Here is an 18,828-nt window from a genome sequence, read left to right as displayed (position 1 = left end):
CAAGGATCATGCAATGTACAAATATCTGAACTTTAATGAAGTTCGCATGATAATGCATAGATTTCAGTACATTGATGTGGTGAGTCTTGAGTAATAACCTTCATTCGCTCAGCCGTACTATTCGGCAACGTCGCGTTGAACTGGGTCTGAGCCAGGACGACGTTGCCCAAGCCCTTTGCATGTCCAGGACAACGATCAGTCAAATCGAAAACGGTAGACCAGGAACAGTTGCCGTGCTCCTTAATGTTTTGGATAGCCTCGGGCTCGATTTGCTCGTTGCTCCACGGCACTCCAACGATGCCTTGGCTCTGCGGAACAACATGATCCGCACCTATGAGAACACCAACCAGCATGTGCGAGTCAAAAGGAGCCTAGATGAGTGAAGGTGAACTGTGACTATGGAATGACGGCAAACTTGTAGCAGTGCTGACATCAGACGGGCTCGGGGGAGCCACGCTGACTTAGACTCCTGAAGCTAAGTCTTGGGGGTCGTTCCTGTCTGTCAGGTTACCTGTGCGTGACGAGCCGTATCCATGGGTCCAATGCAGGGATTTTCTCGATGGACTGTTGCCGGAGGGCTCTGTACGTAGCCAACTGGCAGCCCGGGAACGAATACCAGTTGACAACACTTTCCTCATGCTCAAAGCCTACGGACGCGATTGTGCAGGTGCCGTCCAAGTGCTTTCGCAACGTCAGCTACCAGAGCCATTCCCGCAGGATATTAGATGGCTCGACGATGAAGCTCTTCATCAAGCGATCACAAAGTTGCCATCAGCTCCACTGGGCACCTCCATTGATCAGAATGTGCGTGTCAGCCTTGGAGGACTACAAGGCAAGCTATTGGTTGTGCACCAAGGTGAAAAGTTTGGTGTTCCGCTAGACGGTACGCCAACGACTCACATTCTTAAACCCGCGCTACTCAATGAAGACGGATCCGAGGTCTGGCCGTCGATCGCTCAACTTGAACTCTTCGGGCTTCGCCTTGTTGAAGCAAGTGTCACGTCAGCCCAAAGGAATCGACTGATCGCGGCACGGGCCGAAATGCTAACCATACATGGGCGTAACGCAATCTTGGTGGAGAGATTCGACCGTCGGGTTGATGAGGGGCGGGTTATCCGTATCCATCAGGAGGATATGTGCCAAGCGCTAGCATCCCGAAACAAGTACCAGAAAACAGGCGTGATCCTCCCATTTCTTTAATCGATGGATGAAGTTCTGTGGAATAAATCGGGCAATCCAGTCGTAGAGCGCAACCTGCTGGCCAGTTATCTGATTGCTAACTTGACCATCGGAAACTGTGACATGCACGCCAGAAACACTGGCATACTCATTGATAAGAATGCTGTACAACTAACCCCAGCCTATGATGTTGTACCTACTGCGACGTGGGAACAACATGACACCTAGCTCTCGCTTCATGTGGGTGGTGAACCGCTGTTGGAAGACCTGACCCGTGGTCAGATTATTGACGAACTCATTTCCTGGGGGATGCCGTCTAAGCTGGCATCAACAAACATGGATCGTGTACTTGATTCTTTGCGCAAGGAGCTGCCCCGAGTAGTCGAGTCTTGCAAAGAAGACGGGTGGCATACCCATGAAATCGACCTGGCAGCACGGGGAATCAATGAGCATATTGTTCATTTTAGCGAGCGACCGGTACTTGTGATCTGCTAAATTACGGATCGTTCGCCAATGATCGGGCGCTCGCGGATATGCTGTGTGGTGGAAGAGCATCGCAGATTCAAAGGAGCATCATGCAGCAGGACCCCATCAGCACCGCAGACCTGTACGACCAGCACGGTGAAGCCCTGCAATCCATCTCGGTGCAATTCCAGGACTTCGGCGGACGGTTATCCTTCCACGGACCGGCGCGCACCGTGAAGTGCCATGAAGACAATGGGCTGATCAAGGAGATCCTGAGTTTCCCGGGCAACGGCGCGGTCCTGGTTGTTGATGGCGGCGGGTCGCTGCGCTATGCGCTGATGGGTGACATGATCGCCGCCAGCGCCGAAATCAACGGCTGGGCCGGCGTGGTCATTTATGGCGCGGTGCGCGACCGCGCGGCCCTGGCGGAACTCGAACTGGGCATCAAGGCGCTGGGAAGCAATCCGCGCAAAACCGTCAAGCGCTCGCATGGCACCGTGGATGAAGTGCTGAGCATCGGCGACGTGAAGGTACGCCCCGGCGCCATGGTCTACGCGGATATCGACGGGATCCTCGTCGAACACTAGCCGGGCGGGAGCCTTAGCGTTCCCGGTCTGCTGCCGGTTCCCATTCGGCACGGAACTCTTCGGTGCTCAGGTTCTCCAAGTCCTCGCGGATCTGCACAATCAGGCGTTCGGCCTCTTCCAAGCTGGCGGTGGTGATGCGCAGCATCACCGAATCATCCACGCGGGAATGGACCACGACCTGGGGCTCATTGGCTTCGAACTCGCCATCACCCAAAGTTGCCGAGGCCAGTGCGACCACCCAGCGTCCGGCCGCCATCAGCGGGTTGCTGTGAGCGGCCTCCAGCCGTGCCTCGTAGTCATCTGACGCGTGTGTTTGATCTGACATGACTTGCCCTTTCACCTGCTGCAACTCGGGTATACCGATGGTGTGTTCATCATAGGGCGCGTATCGGGTTAAAGGCGAGGACCTGCCGGGGTTATCGCAAATGCCTTGCGGCTAAGCCGACTTGCCGGCCTTGCGGGCACGATAGGCGCGAACGTGCTCGCGGTTGGCGCAGTTGCCGATATCGCAATAGAGCTTCGAGCGGTTGCGCGAGAGATCCAGCAGGGCATTCTGGCAGTCGCTGGAGGCGCAAATACGTAGCCGCTCAATACCGCCAGAGCGGATGACCTCCGCCAGCGCCATGGCCGCATCCACCGCCAAGCGGTCGTACAACGGCGTGCTGGTGGTGGTTGCGTGCAGGTGATAGCCGAGATTCTCGCTCTTGATCAGCTGCGGCTGGGCATTGGCATTGCGCAGGATCTGATTGACGCGGAAGACAGCATCCTCTTCGTCGCCGGTCCAGATCCGCTTCAGCTGGGAACGCAGCTGGCGGATGGAACGCAGTTCGGACTGGTTGTGCGCGCGGGAGCCTTCGAAGTTTTCGGAGTCGAGGAACTCATCCAGATCCGCAACGGTGGAGAGCATGTCAATGATCTGCACCTCGGTATTCAAAAGATTCACGACGGTCTTCAGTGAAGCTTCGATATCTGGAGCAAAGGTCATAATTCGTTCCTGAGCGAGGGGTGGATTGACTGCCTCTCAAGCCTAACCGTATCGTCATGCCCATATGCATTGTTGCCCCTGTGTGGGCAGAAATTTCTTCATGAAAGACGTCATCACCCCATGAGCGAAACCACCGGTTCGCAGCTGCCGATCAGCGGCCGCGAATCAGCCACGCGCAGCACCAGCCAAGTGAAGGGAGTCTGGATCGCCTTGGCGTCCTCGGCGGCCTTCGGGATCTCCGGATCTTTTGCCCGGGGACTCTTCGAAGCAGGATGGAGTCCTACCGCCGCGGTCGCCGCTCGCATGGCAGGAGCCGCAGTGGTGCTGGCTATTCCAGCGATCCTGGCGATGCGTGGACGCTGGGTGCTGGTGCGCACCAACTGGCTTTCGATCTTGCTCTTCGGGCTCTTTGGCGTGGGCGCCTGCCAGCTGTGCTATTTCTTGGCGGTACAGCGGCTGGATGTGGGTGTGGCCTTGTTGCTCGAATACCTGGCGCCGGTGCTGATCGTCTTGGTGCTGTGGGCCAGGCACCAGAAGCGCCCCTCGGCGGCCACCATTATCGGCACGCTGTTGTCCTTGCTGGGTCTGGTTGCGGTCTTGGACCTCACCGGAGCATCGAGTATCGATCCGATCGGCGTGCTCTGGGGGCTGGGCGCGGCGGTGGGGTTGACCGTGTACTTCTTCATCAGCGCCAAGGTCGACGGCGCGCTGCCGCCGATCATGCTCTCTGCCGGAGGCATGGCCGTTGGTGCGATCACCATGGTGCTGGTGGGCTCCTTGGGGATCCTGCCGATGACCTTCGCTGCGGGCAGCGGTTCATTTGCCGGGTTCCAGACCCCTTGGTGGGCGGCCCTGATCGGGTTGATCCTGATTGCGACCGTGTTTTCCTACACGACCGGCGTGATGGCTGCCCGGGAATTGGGCTCCAAGGTGGCGAGCTTCATTTCGCTGACCGAGGTGCTGTTCGCCGTGCTGTGGGCCTGGCTGCTGCTGGCGGAACTGCCGGGTCTGGTGCAGCTGTTCGGCGGGCTGCTGATTGTCGCCGGCGTGGTGCTGGTGCGCGTTGACGAACTGCGGGCCGTGCGCAAGGAGCGCTGAGAAACAGCTGCCTTGTGCACTGGCTGACAATGGCCCTGCGCGCAATGGCAATTTATCGCAGGTGATCCACGGCACACTGAATCCTAGGCTTCACGGCGCACATCGGGGTGCGCTGTTGGGATAGGAAGTGGGTTTGCCTTGGGCAAGGTATCTGTCATTGTGGTCGGTGCGGGTTCGGCGGGAGCGGTTGTTGCCCGGCGTCTGATTGATGCCGGTGCTGAGGTGACGGTATTCGAAGCCGGGGGAGAAGACACCAACCCTGCGATCCACGATCTTTCGCGCATGGGAGAGCTGTGGCATAGCGCTGATGACTGGGACTACTACACCACGCCCATGGAAGGCGCAGGTGGCCAGCGGGTGCATCTGCCGCGAGGCAAGGTCCTGGGCGGTTCCCATGCGTTGAATGCAACGATCTGGGTTCGCTGCGCGCAACAGGACTTTGACGATTGGGCCAAGACTTGCGGACCGGCGTGGGCCTGGGGCAACGTGCTGCCCATCTACAAAGAAATTGAAGATTTCTCCGGGGGAGCCAGCGGCGTTCATGGAGTCGGCGGACCGGTTCCGGTCGACAATGACTATGAGCTCGATGAGATTCACGCGTCCATCATCAAGGCCGCCGAACAGTCCGGAATCCCGTACAACCCCGACTACAACTCGGGCGTGCTAGACGGTGTCTCCAAGGAACAGGTGAATATCGTTGACGGCCAGCGGGTCAATACGTGGAAAGCCTATCTGAAGCCGGTTCGAGACCAAGCCACCATCATCACCGGCGCGGAAGTGCACTCCGTGATTGTTGAAGGTGGAACGGCCACCGGTGTGAAATACCGGAAGGACGGGAAGATGCACCAGCTGGCCGCGGATCACGTCGTGCTCAGCGCCGGCGCCCTCGGTTCCCCGCAGATCCTGCTGCGCTCTGGCATCGGAGCGGTTGAAGAGCTGGAGCAGGTGGGAGTTGCTCCGGTGCATTCGCTGCCTGCGGTGGGAAAGAATCTGCATGACCATCTGCTGGCTCCAGTGATCTCAAAAACTACCACGCGAGAAATTCCGGCTCCGCGACAGGGAGTCTCGGTGTCCCAGTCGCATCTCTTTGCCAAGTCCTGCGAGGATCTGGATAGGCCTGACACCCAGCCGATCTTTTTTGCCGTCCCGATGTATTCGCCGGGGATGGAACCGATTGATGGCACGGCCTTCACGCTGCATTCTGGAATCGTCACCCCATACAGCCGCGGCGAGCTGACGTTGAGCGGGCCAGAGCTGGATGATCCGGTGAATATCGATCTCAACGCCTTGTCTGACCAGCGGGATATGGACGCCTTCTTGTTCTCCATCAAGCAGTGCCGACAGATGGTTCAACAAGAAGCATTGGCGGATGCCTGGGGCGCGCAGGAAATCTATCCGGGGCCCGAAGTACAGGATGATGAACAACTGGAGCGGTACATTCGCAATAACGTGGTGACCTACCACCACCAGGTCGGTACCTGCGCGATGGGCATCGATGAGCAGGCCGTGGTTGACCCCGAATTGCGGGTTCATGGTCTGCGAGGACTGCGAGTGATTGATGCGTCGATCATGCCGAAAGTTACCACCGGAAATACCAATGCGCCTTCCGTCTTGATTGGGGAGCAGGGCGCCAAGTTCATGCTCAAGGAGCTCGGGTTGGCAGATTAGGACGCCATGATTGCCGCGTGCATTCATTGTCGCAAGGTGAATCAGGGGGTCTGATTCCCGCAGCCTATGGTCGAAATCTTAGTGATTGGTACGGCTAAGTACCTGGATGGTTGCCCCCACCTTCGGTGTTGCCTGCTGCTTGTCACGCAAGTGTGATGTTCGATGGATTATTGGCTCGCCAAGAAATAGTTTCGCCATGAAATGATATTTTGGAGGGATGAACGACTTCCTGATTCCGCAGTTCCAATGGAACTCCCTGAGCTATCTGACCTCGCGAGCCGGCAGGGTGGGCACCCAAGAACTCACCGAACTCATGGAATCAGAGTCGCTGACCCGCAATCACTTCATGATTGTCTGCGCGCTCGCCGAATTCGGGCCCATGTCGCAAAACGATCTGGCCAAGCACTCGAACCTGAACCGCGGGCACCTGGTGGCATACCTCGACGAGCTCGCGGACCGCAAGATCCTGGAACGCAGCGTGGACCCCTCGGACCGGCGCCGCAATATCATCACACTGACCGCGGTCGGCAAGAAATTCACTGCCCGGGCTACCGCTGCGGCAGAACGCAGCGAGGCGGAAGTCTTCGGTGCCCTCGACGCGAAACAACAAGAAACCCTGCGCACCCTGCTGCAACTGGTAGCCATCAAGGATGGCGAGGCGCGCTGATGAAACGACATGTCAAAGAAGTACTCACGCGCTCCGTTGTCGTCGCGCCACCACGGCCCTCGGTGATCCCAGCGGCCAAGGCAGCCTTCGCGCTGACCGTTCCGCTGGTGCTGGTGACCGTTACCGGGCATCTGGCCTGGGCAATGTACGCGGCCTTCGGTGCATTCTGCGCCGTCTTCGGACGCTATGACGGCTACGCTCAACGCTTCTGGCAGCAGCTGTCGGTCGGACTGGTGCAGCTGACCGCCATGCTATTGGGAACCTTCTTCTCGCTGATCCACGCGCCATTCATCATCTGCGCTCTGGTCCTTGCGGTGATCGGCTTCGGTGCGAATTATGTTTCGCACGCGGCACGCTGGATGCCGCCCGGCCCCATCTTTGCCGTATTCGCCGGAGGCGCCTGCATTACCATTCCGGCCACCACGCATTCCTTCATCGGCGTGCTTCTGGTGGGTGGCGGAACGATGATCTTCAGCCTGCTGTTCATGCTGGGGCTTTCGGTGCGCCGAGCCAATCTCCTGCATACCTTGGGTGCGGGATACTCTTGGACGCCAACCGGGCGGGCCCTGCGCGAATCCGCGCAAATGGGATCGGGTGTGCTGCTCGCTGGCATCGCGGCCGAACTACTTAACGGCGGGCACTGGTACTGGGCCAGCCTTGGCGCCATCGCTGCCGTTACCGGAATTGACGCCTATTCCCGGGTTGCCCGCGGCCTGCAGCGCAGTGTCGGCACCTGCGTCGGTGTGGTGCTGACTGCTGGCGTGCTCCTCTTTGAACCACCCATCTGGGTCATCCTGGTCACCGCGATCATTGGCCAGATCTGCATCGAGCTGGTGATTCTGCGCAACTACGCCATTGGCATGGTGTTCATGACCGTGACTGCGCTGTTGATGGTCCACATGGTCAGCCCGGAACCGGCGTCCAGCCTGCTTATCGACCGCGTGGCCATGACCGCGCTGGGCGCCGGGGTCGGCGCCGTGCAGAGCATTGTCATCGGTATTATTGCCCACCGGCGCGCGAGCAATAAGTAGAACCTGCAGGCCTTCTTACGCGGTGGCCTCGCGGTCCCGGTAATCGACCATTGCCGCGCCATTAAGCCGGTGCGCGTCGACTGAAACGCGGCGGGCCAAGTTGATGGTTTGCGCCGTTATCTCGGTATTCAGGCCCTGCGCTAGGCGCAAGTAGACCGCGTCAATACGCCAATCAACATGCGGGTAAATGCCGACCTTTTCGGCAAGCAGCCCGACGAGGGTAATGAATTCCAATGCTGTGGCGGTCGAAGAAAATCGGTAGGACGCAGTGAAGGATTCCTTGCTGCGCTTCCAATCTTCAAGGGCGGATAACCGCTGCTGCGGAACCAGGCTGACCGCTGATTGGGCTTGGGAAAGCTGTCGAATATTTGTCATGGAAACATCTCCTTGTAAGGCGGAGGGTTATCCCATGGTGCTGGCCAGAGGCCGCCACTTATCATCGTCGCAGTAATCGATTCAAAGGTACAGGGCGCACAGCCAATACGCAGGCTGCCCCGTGCCTTGGAAACAAAGGCACGGGGCAGCAGGCGTCGGTGCTGAACCAGCTGGGACTGCTAACGTGCCTCGTGCTCCACGACTTCGTCAGCCACTGAACTCTCCTTGTGGCCAAAGGCCTTGCTGTCGCGGTACGCGGCTGCTTCGTAGCGTTCGTGCGCGACCTTGCCCAGATGGGCCAGGCGTAGCGCCTCATGCTTCGGATTGCGGCGAACCACCAGGTAGCCAAGGCCTAGCGCGATAAACCAGATCGGTGTCACCAGCAGGGCGACCAGGGTATCTGGCTGGGTGGTCAGAGCCCACAGGATGAATCCGAAGAAGGCAAGCACCACGTAGGGCATGACCCGGCCGCCGGGAACCTTGAAGTTGGAGGCATCGTGCAGGTGAGGCCGGCGTGCACGGTATACCAGGTAGCTGAGCAGGATGATGGTCCAGACGAACATGAAGCACAGCGCCGAGACCGTGGTGACCAGGGTGAAGGCGCCCATCACCGAGTCCCCGCTGTAAAGCAGGACGACGCCGGCCAGCAGGAACATGCAGGAGAACATCAACGCGTTCTTGGGCACCTTGCGGCTCGAAAGCTTCGCGAAACCAGTGGGTGCATCACCTTCCAAGGCGAGGCCGCGCAGCATGCGCGAGGTGGAGTAGATCCCGGAATTAGCGCTGGAGGTGGCACTGGTGAGCACCACGAAGTTGATGATCCCGGCGGCTCCGGCGAGCCCAGCCAGGGTGAACATTCCCACGAAGGGGGAGTTCTCCGAGGAGAACAGCTTCCATGGCTGGACGGTCATCAGGATGATCAATGCACCGACGTAGAAGAACAGGATGCGCACCGGGATGGAGTTGATGGCCTTGGGCAGGGTCTTCTCGGGGTCCTTGGTTTCGGCGGCCGTGGTGCCGACCAATTCGATGCCTACGAAGGCGAACACGGCGATTTGGAATCCGGCGACAAAGCCCATGAAACCGGTGGGGAACATCCCGCCATTAGCCCAGAGGTTCGCGACGGAAGCGGTGGCGCCGTTGTGCTGGAAGCCGGTGATGATCATGACCAGGCCGACGACGATGAGCGCGCCGATGGCGATGATCTTGATCAGCGCGAACCAGAATTCGGTTTCGCCGAAGGCCTTCACAGTGGCCAGATTCAGCACCAGTAGCAGCGCGATGCAGGCCAAGGCTGGAACCCATAGCGGCAGGTCACCCCACCAGAACGCTACATAGTGGGCAATGGCGACAACGTCGGCAATGCCGGTGACCACCCAGCAGAACCAGTAGGTCCAGCCGGTGAAAAATGCGGCCCAGGGGCCGAGCAGGTCACCTGCGAAATCGGCAAAAGTCTTGTAGTTCAGGTTGCTGAGCAACAGCTCACCCATCGCCCGCATGACGAAGAAGAGCATGAAGCCGATGATCATGTAGACGAAGATGACCGAGGGGCCGGCGACGGAAATGGTCTTGCCGGAGCCCATGAACAGGCCGGTGCCAATAGCACCGCCGATGGCGATGAGCTGGATGTGCCGGTTGGATAGTCCGCGTTCAAGTGTGGGATCAGAACTGGTGGTACTCATGCTGGTTGCCTTCCAGGAGTGTGGCGTGACGCCTAGCAACTTACTTTGCTGAGAACGCCAGAATCGCCCGGCTCCGGGAAGGCAACGTCAGCTCGCTGCGCTGAGAGCAACTGCTGCCTATGCCACTGGAGAGAGCCGTCGAATCTGGTGAGCATCATGCGTCACTGTTCGTGGTCCCTCCCCAATCTGTATTTGAACCTGAGAGTTTTCACTTCAACCCGACTACTGGGCGAAGCTTGCTCCTTCGGTGAGCGCAGTTCATTCTGCGCTGCTTTCCAGAGTTGCCTTCTCGTGGCGGTACGGGTGCCTGAGAGTTTCCCGGGGAGGAAATTGCTCCTACGGCGCCCGCCCTTGGTGAGGACGGGTCTCTCCCGCCACGTATCAACGGCATATGTGGTGATTGCCATCACAGTATGCGCAGAACATCGAATGTGACGCAAGTCGCATGTCTGAAGATTTCATCGACGTTCACCTAAGCATGCGTGCGTGGATGGTCGCGGATTGCCTTTGTAGAAGTCGCGGGGTTTTGGGGCTTCAGTGAAGCAAGGAATGCAGGCTCAAATCACGAATGCCTGGTATGAATTCGCGGCCAATACTTTATATCCCGTGTAGTGATTAATGGGTGGCTCGGCCCCATCGTTGTGGATGGGAAAGGGGACCCAATATGAAACCAACCATTAAAGCACTGGCCAAAGGCGGCGCAGTGCTCGCAGCAGGACTTCTGCTGACCAGTAGTGCAGTCACCGGGGCAAGCTTCATGTCCGCAGCAACCGCTGCGCCACCTGAACACGCAAGCCCTCAAGAAAATCCAGGTCCGCCAGAGCATGCTGGTCCACCGAGCTGGGCGCCAGCACCAGAGCATGCAGGGCCGCCAACAAGTGCGCCGACCCAAGCGCCGGAACCAACGGAACCGACAGAAGATCCGGGAGAGCAATGGCGCACCGTGTCCTCCTACAACCTCACGTTTGACGTTCCCCAGGATTGGGAAGTTGTTGAAAATTGCGATTATGGATGCGACGAAAACTATTCGGCGTTCGAGGTCTGGGACTCAGAGCAGAACCTGGCGATGAATTTTGAAACGAATAGTTTCAGGGACACTGACAACCCGAACTCCTATGAGCGAGGCATTCTCGACACTGCTGCTGCATCCCAACTCCAGTACGCGCCAACAAGTGTGGTCACCTATTACTGGGTGGCCAGCTTTGGCGAGCGGGATCTGAGCGTCGCAGTCATCATCGATGATGAGTGGCAGAACTGGACAGAAAAGCCAGCGATTGATTGCTTCATGACCAGCGCTGACCGGAATTCGATCATGGGCATGGCCCCGGGGTATCTGCAAGCGCTGGGCTATGACGACGATGGAGTCGTGACCCTGGACGAGGCCACGAGCTTCCTTGAGAGCGAGCAGTATGCAACTCTCAAGAAAGTCATGACCAGCGTCAGGGAAACGCCGTAAGTCCTGCGTTATTTGCCAAAGCTGCGAAGACGCAGCGAGTTGGCGACGACCAATACCGAGCTGGCCGCCATGGCGGCGCCAGCAATCATCGGATTGAGCAAACCCAAGGCCGCGATCGGGATGCCAGCTGTGTTGTAGGCGAAAGCCCAGAACAGGTTCATCTTGATCGTGGCCAAGGTTTTGGCCGAGAGATCAATGGCGGCGCTGACCTGTTTCAGATCATTGCCCATCAAGGTGATATCGGCGGCCTCGATGGCCACATCGGTGCCCGACCCCATGGCGATGCCCAGATCGGCTTGGGCCAGTGCCGGTGCATCGTTGACGCCATCGCCCACCATGGCCACCACCTTGCCCTGTTCCTGTAGGGAAGAAATGGCCTTGGCCTTATCGGCGGGGAAGACCCCGGCGAACACATCCTGCGGATCGATGCCGACCTTGGCCGCGACCTTCTCTGCCACCGACGGGTTATCGCCGGTCAACAGGACCACCCGCAAGCCGCGTTGCTGCAACTGCGCAATGGCCGCAGCGGAGGAGTCCTTGATCTGATCTGCAACCGAAATGATGGCCTGGAACTGCTGGTCGACAGAAACCAGAATTGCCGTGGCTCCGGCCGCCTCAGCCTCGGCCAAGAGCGCGTGCGCCTCGGAATCCAGTACCGTTCCCGTGGATTCCAGCCAGCTTGGCCGGCCGACAACGATCTTCTTGCCATCAACAGTACCCATGACGCCGCCGCCGGGTTCCGAGCGGAAATCGGTGGCCTCGGCCAGCGGGCAGCGCTCTGCTCCGGCTCGGGCAATCGCCTGGGCGATCGGGTGTTCCGAGTGATGCTCGACGGCAGCTGCCAATCCGAGGATCTGAGCGGCATCAACGCCAGCGACCGGGAAGGTCCCTACATGGGCCATGACGCCGGTGGTCACCGTGCCGGTCTTATCCAAAACAATGGTGTCCAGCTTGCGGGTGTCTTCCAGGACCTGCGGGCCGCGGATCAAGATGCCCAGCTGGGCGCCCCGGCCGGTGCCGACCAGCAGGCCGATCGGAGTCGCCAAACCCAGGGCGCAAGGGCAAGCGATGACCAGCACTGCGACCGCGGCGCTGAACGCCTGATAGGGATCCGAGCTCACCAGCCACCAGATCACGAAGGTGAGCAGCGCGATGGCCAGAACGATCGGCACGAAGACAGCCGAAATGCGGTCCGCCAGCCGGGCGATGGGAGCCTTGCCGGACTGCGCCTCGGAGACCAGCTTGCCCATCTGTGCCAGGGTCGTTTCCGAACCGACGCGCTGGGCTTCGATCACCAGCCGCCCCGAGGTGTTCAGGGTTGCGCCGGTGACTTCGGAACCGGTCTTGACCTCCTGTGGCACCGATTCGCCGGTGAGCAGCGAGGTGTCCACTGCGCTGGAGCCTTCAACCACGACGCCGTCGGTGGCGATCTTCTCGCCTGGGCGCACCACGAAGCGGTCGCCGACCTGCAGCTGGGCTGCCGGAATCTTGACCTCTTGGCCATCACGCAGCACCGCCGCGTCCTTGGCTCCCAGGTTTAGCAGGGACTTCAGCGCATCCGAGGCCGAAGACTTGGCGCGATGCTCCAGATAGCGGCCGAGCAGCAGCAAGGTGGCCACGACGCCGGCTGTTTCGAAGTACAGCGCGTGCTCGCTCATCGCCATGCCGGTGTGCGCGGTCATCTGCGGATCAAGGATCAGCTGGATGGCCGAGAACAGGTAAGCGGCCAGCACGCCCAGGGACACCAGGGTGTCCATGGTGGAGGAGAGGTGCCGGGCATTGATTGCCGCGGCTTTGTGGAATGGCCAGGCGCCATAGAAGACCACCGGCGTCGCCAGCGCGAAGGCTACCCAGCCCCAGTGCGGGAACTGGGCTGCCGGGATCATGGAGATCACGAACAGCGGGATGCTGAATACCGCGGAAATGATCAGCCGGAGCAACAGGTGGTTGGGGACCAGATGCTCATGCCCGGCATGCTCGCCATGTTCTTCATGCTCGTGGACTGCAGGCTTTTTCAGCGTGGCGGTGTAGCCGGCGGCTTCGACGGTGTTGATCAGCGTCTCGTCGCTGACATCTCGGGGCACCTGGACCTTGGCAGTTTCCAACGGGAGGTTGACCGAGGCGGTGACCCCGGGCAGCTTGCCGAGTTTGCGTTCAACCCGGTTCACGCACGAGGCGCAGGTCATGCCCTGGATATCTAGGTCGACGGTGCGTACTTCGGGCAGCGCGTGTTCTGGCGCGTGGGAAGTCATTGTTCTACCTTGCACTTTCCTGCCACCTCTGGGGGGCTTGGCGCCTGGCTGGTGGAGCTAGGCGTTGATGGCTTCGACGGTGTAACCGGCCTCGTCGATGGCTTCGCGGATGCTCGATTCGCTGAGCTTCTCGGTTGCGGTGACGGTGGCGGTGGAAATGCCCTGGGCATCGAGGATGACGTCGACGTTCTGCACGCCGGCCAGTTCCTTGAGCTCCTCGGTGACCGAAGAGACACAGTGGCCACAGGTCATGCCGGAGATCTTGATCTCCGTCTGGGTGGTGAGCGGGGTGGCCTGGTCACGCGTGGTGATCTGCAGTCCCTGGGAAGTGCTGGAGTTGTTCTCGGACGAGCATCCGCAGTTGCAGTTGTGGCTCATGATCTTGCTCTCTTTCGATGAATTTTGTGTGAATCTGAATTTGGGATCCGGGCGTGCTTAGCGCACCAGCCGGGAGATCGCGGCCGTGGCCTCGGCGATCTTGTCCTGGACGATGCTCGGGTCTCCGCTTTCGATGGAGGACTTCGCGGCATCAACTACGCAATGGCCGATGTGGTCATCGATAAGTTGCACGCTGACCTTGTGCAATGCCGCGTTGATGGCAGAAATCTGGGTCAGGATGTCGATGCAGTATTTGTCCTCGTCGACCATCTTGGCGACCCCGCGCACCTGGCCTTCGATGCGCTTGAGGCGACGCTCCAGTGCGGACTTGTCCGCGTGATAACCGTGATGCTGTGCCGGGGCATCCGGATTCTGGGTGGTTTCCATAGTTCGATAATACCCCTCGGGGGTATAAAGTCAAGTACCCCCTGGGGGTATCAAATCTCCCTGCATAAGCAGGGGAAGCACGATAGGATTTCACACGTGAGCCACAACGACCTGCACGTGCGTCCGATTTCCAGCGCCGAACACTCAGCCTTCCTTGAAACCGCCCACGACGTCAGCTTCCTGCAGCGTCCTGAATGGGCCCGCGTCAAGGGAGGCTGGCGTGGCGAATCCCTCGGCTTCTTCGACCAGGACGAGCTGGTCGGCACCGCGCTGGTGCTGCACCGCGCGGCCCCGGTCATCAAGAAGACCCTGGCCTACGTCCCCGACGGCCCGGTTATCGACTTCCAGGCCCACCCGGCAGAAAATGTCATCCGCCCGCTGGCCGCCTACCTCAAGAACCGTGGCGCCTTCCAGCTGAAAATGGGACCGGGCCGCGAAGTGCGCACCTGGGCCGCGGCTGCCGTGCGCAAGAACCTCGGCAAGGAAGGCTTCGCCCAGCTGGCCGACCTGGAACTGAAGAGCAGCTCCGAGCAGGCCTTGGCGCTGAACGACGCCCTGCTGGATTTGGGCTTCACCAAGGAAGATGTCGGACTGGACTTCGGCGCAGGCCAGCCGGAATACGTGGCCCGCGTTGCCCTGCAGGATGAAGAAGGCAACCAGCTGGATGTGGAGCAGGTGATGGCCAGCTACTCGGCAACCACTCGCAACGAAACCCGCAAGGCCCTGAAGAGCACCCTGGAAATCGAGGTGGGGGACACCGCGGACATGGCCCGCTTCCATGCCCTGTACAACCACACCGCAGACCGCCAGGAATTCACCGGACGCCCGCTGAGCTACTTCGAGACCATGCACCGCGTGCTCAACGAAGCGGTGCCGGGATCCTGCACCCTCTACATCGCCAGCAACGAAGGCGTGGACCTCGCGGCCTCAATCGTGATCCGCTCATCCAACCTGGCCTGGTACCTCTACGGCGCTTCCTCCTCGGAGCAGCGCAAGATCTTCGCGCCGAAGGCCATCATGAACCGCATGGTGGAAGATTCCATCGCCGCCGGCTGCCGCTACCTGGACCAGGGTGGCGTGAGCGCCACCCTGGACAAGGAGCACCACCTGTCGGGCCTGACCAAGTTCAAGACCAACACCGGCTGCGACATCGTGCAGACCAACGGCGAATGGGACCTGGCGCTGAACAAGCCGCTGGCCTGGGCCTTCGAAAAGTACATGAACTGGCGCAAGAAGTAGGGAATCCCGCACCGTGGCAATTGATCCAACCCAGCCTTTTGTCCCCGTCATACTCGGCGGCGATATCGGCACCTACACCCTGGCCCGAGAATTCTATGAAGCCTACGGCGTGCGTTCGGTCGTGCTCCCAGCTGCTGGCAACGGGGTCATCGAGCATTCGGTAGCCATCGAACTGCGTCCTATTGGCTCCATGGCTGACGAGTCCCGCGTCGTGGCGGCTCTGAGGGATCTGGCCACCGAACTCAAGTCAGAATCCGAGCGTCCGCTGATGCTTTTCGGATCGCTGGACTTCCACATCATGCTGATCGCCAAGCACCGCGAGCAGCTCGAAGCCCAGTACGTGATTCCCTACCCGGAATTGGAAACCATCGAAGCGGCCGCGTTGAAGGAGAACTTCTACGCCCTGGCTGAGAAGCTGGACATCGCCCACCCGCGCACCGCCGTGTACTACCCGGGCACCGATCTGGACAGCATGGCCAAGGACTTCACCTACCCGGTCATTGGCAAGCCTTCAAGCTCGGGGGACTGGATCGCGGCGAAGTTCGAAGGCAAGCAGAAGATCCACACCATCGACTCCCGCGCCGAGCTGGAAACCCTGCTGGGCAAGATCGATGGCAGCGGCTATACCTCGGGCTACATCCTGCAGGAATACGTTCCCGGTGGCGATGACGCGATGCGCCTGTGCACCTACTTCGCCACCCAGGAAGGCAAGGTCATCTTTGCCGGCTACGGCGAAGTGGTCATCGAGGAGCATGCCCCGCTGGTACTGGGCAATTCGGCCGCAATCGTCACTGGACAGAACGACCAGATGGCCGCCGACGGCGCCCGCATGCTCGAAGAACTGGGCTGGCGCGGCATCGCGATGATCGATGCGAAGTACGACCGCCGGGATGGGAAGATCAAATTCTTCGAGATCAACCCCCGCCTGGGCCGCAACCACTTCTATCTCACGGCTGCTGGCGTGAACCCGGCGCGTTTCTACGTCACGGAGTTCCTTGGTGCTGACTTCGATGCTTCGGACCCGCACACCGATGCAGTCATGGAAACCGCGGCTGGGGTACTGCAGCTGCGCCGCGAGCAGCTCTTCACCGTTCTGCCGCATCACCTGCTGCGCCGATTCCTCGACAGCGAGACCGGCAAAAAGGCTGCCGTGCTGCTCAAGGCCGGCAAGGTATCCAACCCGCTGAAGTTCTCGGCGGAAAAGAATCCACGCCGAAAGTTCTACCTGGTTCTGAATGCGGTCAATCATTACCGCAAGTACAAGAAGTTCCCGCCGCGCGCCCAGTAATTCTGGGATCAGGGGAGTTCTCTTGATGGTTGCTGGCCGACTGTACTCGGTATCGGCCAGCCATCGAGGGCCTGGAGCCACGGACTTTGATCAACTTGGCCGCCGTCGAGGATATCAAGGCTTACGGGCGAATCACCCTCCTTCGGAATAAGCTTCACCGTCCCGAAACCTGTTGTCGCCGCAACGCTCAGCATGGTCGTTTCATCCGGGTCATTGGCGGTGGACATGGCTTTCCACTTCAAGGCCGACAAGATGCTTTCGCCCGCGGGGATCACCACGCGCTGGGCCTTGATGTGCGCCATCGGCTCGATAGCCATGTCCTGCTGCCGCCCGCCTTGGGAGTTGCGGAATTCGATCCGCGGATATCCCTGGATAGCGCAGGATTCGCTGGAGATGTTCTTGGCATACAAGGCCATATATCTGGAGCCCAACGCGGCATCGGGAGCACCGAGGGAAAGCTCCAAATCCCCGGCGGCGCAGGCAGGCGCCGAAGGATCCTTCGGCCACGGTGCCAGGCCATCGGGCATCCGTGCAGGGCGGGCGATGAGAGATTCAGGAAGCTTGCCGCCAACCCAGCCTTCAGTCACCTTCGCATAACCGGCGCTGCTGAGGGTGAACGCGACCGGTTCTTCCAGCGGCGCATGCTGGCCCAGCCAGTCTTTGAGCTTGCCGGTTTCTTGGGAATCTTCCTCTTGATTCGTGTGCAGCGATAGCCCACTGGAATCAAAGACCACGTTGTCCACTCCATCGAGGCCGGCTGCTTCCAGAGCCAGATCAAACTCGGAGGTATTCAATCGCTGATCCGAGCTGTACCTCAGCGAAGAGTCTTCCAGCGCCAAGGTTACGGGCATCTCCTGCTGGGCAGCGTAATCGCCCAGGATTTTCAACGTCGGCAGATCCCTTGCCACGGCGGAACCGGGTCCCACGCTGAGGGCACCGAGCTTGAGCAGGGAAAACGCTTGGACAATACGCTCTTTGACCGCTTCACTGTCGGAGACATCCAGCGGGTACAGCACGAGATCCGGGACAGCTGATTCCTGTGGCTCGCCGGCGACAAAACGCAGAGAACTGCGCACCTTTGACTGCTCGCTGGCAAAGTCCCGAATCCGGGATGAAACTCCATGCGCTATCTGGCCGGCTTGTTCTGCATCAAGGTTTTCGTCGAGTTCCACGGTCCACGATGCCAGTGAAGAGTTTCCGTCCTTGGCATCGATCATGGTGGTTTCAAAACCGACCTCGGTCGAGTTGATGCCTTCCTTATCTTCCAACTCGGAAGCAAGCGTGCAGTACTCCTTGGGTGCGTCGCAGGGCTTGAGTGCGTCCCATGGCCTCCAGAGAAACGCGACGGCCACTGCGAGAAGGAGTATCGCGATGATCGCGCCAAGCCGCAGTGGTTTCATGTAGCTACCGTACCAAGGCGGGAAAGAATCGAAGCTGCCAGCGGGTAGAGTTTCAACCACACATACTTTGAAAGCGAGACCCCCATGAGTTTGAAAGATCGATTGCGCGAAGACAGCATCGTCCACCTGAAAGCAGGCAACGAGCTGGAGAAAACCACCCTGCGCAATATCCTCAGCGCCATTGGCACCAAGGAGAAGTCGGGCAAGAACCCGAGCGAGCTCAACGACCAGGACGTCGAGAACCTCTTGCGCAAGGAAGTGGGAAACCGCGAGGAAACCGCGGCGCTGGCTGCCAAGGATGGTCGTGCGGATCTTGCAGAACGAGAGCTGGCCGAGGCGGCGTTCATCTCGACTTACCTGCCAAAGATGCTTGATGAGGCAGAAGCCCAGGGCATCGTGGACAAGGTCATGGCCGAGCTTGCCGCAGATCATGAAATGACCATGAAGGATATGGGCCAGGCAATGAAATTGGTCGGCGCCGAAATCGCTGGCCGTTTTGACGGCAAGGCTGTCTCACAGATGGTTCGCGCCAAGCTGGGCTGATCTCCGGCTGGCATGAAGGGTCGTTCTTCGGAGCGGCCCTTTGCCGTACCTGCAGCTTTCACGGGCGAGCGCGTTGAGACCTATCCACTGAAAATTCCCACTTAGATAATCTAACTCGGAATTTAGGGGTGGGATTTCGAGTAAGAAG

18 protein-coding genes, 1 pseudogene and 2 riboswitches are annotated in these 18,828 nt (G+C 59.6%); of the genes and pseudogenes, 11 read left to right on the top strand and 8 right to left on the bottom strand.

The window, feature by feature from the left end:
- Positions 1 to 86: 86 nt before the first annotated feature.
- The 3 genes and pseudogenes from D3791_RS16905 (at position 87) to rraA (ending at position 2,231) form a co-directional block, all read left to right on the top strand.
- Positions 87 to 383, top strand: a complete 297-nt coding sequence (locus tag D3791_RS16905) for a helix-turn-helix domain-containing protein (RefSeq protein ID WP_172511642.1) — start codon at positions 87 to 89, stop codon at positions 381 to 383.
- 112 nt (positions 384 to 495) lie between these two features.
- A pseudogene (locus D3791_RS06375) lies at positions 496 to 1,407 on the top strand (HipA domain-containing protein).
- A 347-nt stretch (positions 1,408 to 1,754) separates the two neighbouring features.
- Positions 1,755 to 2,231, top strand: coding sequence for a ribonuclease E activity regulator RraA (rraA, locus tag D3791_RS06365; protein ID WP_172511639.1), 477 nt, complete (start codon positions 1,755 to 1,757; stop codon positions 2,229 to 2,231).
- A gap of 13 nt (positions 2,232 to 2,244) precedes the next feature.
- Here the strand turns inward: rraA and D3791_RS06360 are convergent, their stop codons facing one another.
- Together D3791_RS06360 and D3791_RS06355 are read right to left on the bottom strand one after the other, a co-directional pair.
- Positions 2,245 to 2,556 carry a hypothetical protein gene (locus tag D3791_RS06360; protein WP_022875646.1) on the bottom strand — a complete coding sequence of 104 codons (312 nt, stop codon included), beginning with the start codon at positions 2,554 to 2,556 and terminating at the stop codon, positions 2,245 to 2,247.
- A 111-nt stretch (positions 2,557 to 2,667) separates the two neighbouring features.
- Positions 2,668 to 3,216 carry a CGNR zinc finger domain-containing protein gene (locus D3791_RS06355; protein ID WP_022875645.1) on the bottom strand — a complete coding sequence of 183 codons (549 nt, stop codon included), beginning with the start codon at positions 3,214 to 3,216 and terminating at the stop codon, positions 2,668 to 2,670.
- A gap of 120 nt (positions 3,217 to 3,336) precedes the next feature.
- Here D3791_RS06355 and D3791_RS06350 point away from each other — a divergent pair, with 120 nt between their 5' ends.
- From D3791_RS06350 to D3791_RS06335, 4 genes are all read left to right on the top strand, one after another.
- The gene (locus tag D3791_RS06350; protein WP_172511638.1) at positions 3,337 to 4,314 is read left to right on the top strand and encodes an EamA family transporter; all 978 of its coding nucleotides are present in this window, start codon (positions 3,337 to 3,339) and stop codon (positions 4,312 to 4,314) included.
- A 138-nt stretch (positions 4,315 to 4,452) separates the two neighbouring features.
- A complete protein-coding gene (locus D3791_RS06345) occupies positions 4,453 to 5,982 on the top strand; it encodes a GMC family oxidoreductase (protein WP_172511637.1) in 1,530 nt (509 codons plus the stop codon).
- A gap of 217 nt (positions 5,983 to 6,199) precedes the next feature.
- Positions 6,200 to 6,649, top strand: coding sequence for a MarR family winged helix-turn-helix transcriptional regulator (locus tag D3791_RS06340; protein ID WP_172511636.1), 450 nt, complete (start codon positions 6,200 to 6,202; stop codon positions 6,647 to 6,649).
- Positions 6,649 to 7,680, top strand: a complete 1,032-nt coding sequence (locus D3791_RS06335) for an FUSC family protein (RefSeq protein WP_172511635.1) — start codon at positions 6,649 to 6,651, stop codon at positions 7,678 to 7,680. The genes D3791_RS06340 and D3791_RS06335 overlap by 1 nt, the downstream gene beginning before the upstream one ends.
- Before the next feature lie 15 nt (positions 7,681 to 7,695).
- On the opposite strand, the gene D3791_RS06330 is transcribed toward D3791_RS06335, so the two are convergent.
- The gene (locus D3791_RS06330; protein WP_022875640.1) at positions 7,696 to 8,055 is read right to left on the bottom strand and encodes a 4a-hydroxytetrahydrobiopterin dehydratase; all 360 of its coding nucleotides are present in this window, start codon (positions 8,053 to 8,055) and stop codon (positions 7,696 to 7,698) included.
- Positions 8,056 to 8,234: 179 nt separating this feature from the next.
- Positions 8,235 to 9,737 (bottom strand): D-serine/D-alanine/glycine transporter, encoded by a 1,503-nt coding sequence (gene cycA, locus D3791_RS06325; protein ID WP_022875639.1) that lies wholly within the window; start codon positions 9,735 to 9,737, stop codon positions 8,235 to 8,237.
- A gap of 176 nt (positions 9,738 to 9,913) precedes the next feature.
- Positions 9,914 to 10,021, bottom strand: a riboswitch (glycine riboswitch).
- Position 10,022: 1 nt separating this feature from the next.
- Positions 10,023 to 10,121: riboswitch (glycine riboswitch) on the bottom strand.
- Positions 10,122 to 10,401: 280 nt separating this feature from the next.
- Between cycA and D3791_RS06320 the strand changes: the two genes are divergently transcribed.
- Positions 10,402 to 11,193, top strand: coding sequence for a hypothetical protein (locus D3791_RS06320; protein ID WP_172511634.1), 792 nt, complete (start codon positions 10,402 to 10,404; stop codon positions 11,191 to 11,193).
- Between the two features lie 8 nt (positions 11,194 to 11,201).
- Here D3791_RS06320 and D3791_RS06315 read toward each other — a convergent pair whose 3' ends face one another.
- The 3 genes from D3791_RS06315 to D3791_RS06305 are packed head-to-tail and all read right to left on the bottom strand — an operon-like array spanning position 11,202 to position 14,210.
- Positions 11,202 to 13,445 carry a heavy metal translocating P-type ATPase gene (locus D3791_RS06315; protein ID WP_172511633.1) on the bottom strand — a complete coding sequence of 748 codons (2,244 nt, stop codon included), beginning with the start codon at positions 13,443 to 13,445 and terminating at the stop codon, positions 11,202 to 11,204.
- Between the two features lie 57 nt (positions 13,446 to 13,502).
- Positions 13,503 to 13,823 carry a heavy-metal-associated domain-containing protein gene (locus D3791_RS16735; protein ID WP_172511632.1) on the bottom strand — a complete coding sequence of 107 codons (321 nt, stop codon included), beginning with the start codon at positions 13,821 to 13,823 and terminating at the stop codon, positions 13,503 to 13,505.
- 57 nt (positions 13,824 to 13,880) lie between these two features.
- Positions 13,881 to 14,210 carry a metal-sensitive transcriptional regulator gene (locus D3791_RS06305; protein WP_022875635.1) on the bottom strand — a complete coding sequence of 110 codons (330 nt, stop codon included), beginning with the start codon at positions 14,208 to 14,210 and terminating at the stop codon, positions 13,881 to 13,883.
- Positions 14,211 to 14,306: 96 nt separating this feature from the next.
- Here D3791_RS06305 and D3791_RS06300 point away from each other — a divergent pair, with 96 nt between their 5' ends.
- Positions 14,307 to 15,449, top strand: coding sequence for a lipid II:glycine glycyltransferase FemX (locus D3791_RS06300; RefSeq protein WP_022875634.1), 1,143 nt, complete (start codon positions 14,307 to 14,309; stop codon positions 15,447 to 15,449).
- Positions 15,450 to 15,462: 13 nt separating this feature from the next.
- A complete protein-coding gene (locus tag D3791_RS06295) occupies positions 15,463 to 16,737 on the top strand; it encodes a carboxylate--amine ligase (protein ID WP_172511631.1) in 1,275 nt (424 codons plus the stop codon).
- An 8-nt stretch (positions 16,738 to 16,745) separates the two neighbouring features.
- Here D3791_RS06295 and D3791_RS06290 read toward each other — a convergent pair whose 3' ends face one another.
- The gene (locus D3791_RS06290) at positions 16,746 to 18,137 is read right to left on the bottom strand and encodes a DUF4232 domain-containing protein (RefSeq protein ID WP_172511630.1); all 1,392 of its coding nucleotides are present in this window, start codon (positions 18,135 to 18,137) and stop codon (positions 16,746 to 16,748) included.
- Between the two features lie 84 nt (positions 18,138 to 18,221).
- Here D3791_RS06290 and D3791_RS06285 point away from each other — a divergent pair, with 84 nt between their 5' ends.
- Complete coding sequence (locus D3791_RS06285; RefSeq protein WP_172511629.1) at positions 18,222 to 18,680, top strand: GatB/YqeY domain-containing protein; 459 nt, start codon at positions 18,222 to 18,224, stop codon at positions 18,678 to 18,680.
- Positions 18,681 to 18,828: the final 148 nt, after the last annotated feature.

The sequence above is a fragment of the Glutamicibacter mishrai genome (genome assembly GCF_012221945.1).
Lineage (GTDB): Bacteria > Actinomycetota > Actinomycetes > Actinomycetales > Micrococcaceae > Glutamicibacter > Glutamicibacter mishrai.
The sequence above is the reverse complement of the archived record's forward strand: the minus strand, read 5'-3'. Positions and strand labels throughout refer to the sequence as shown.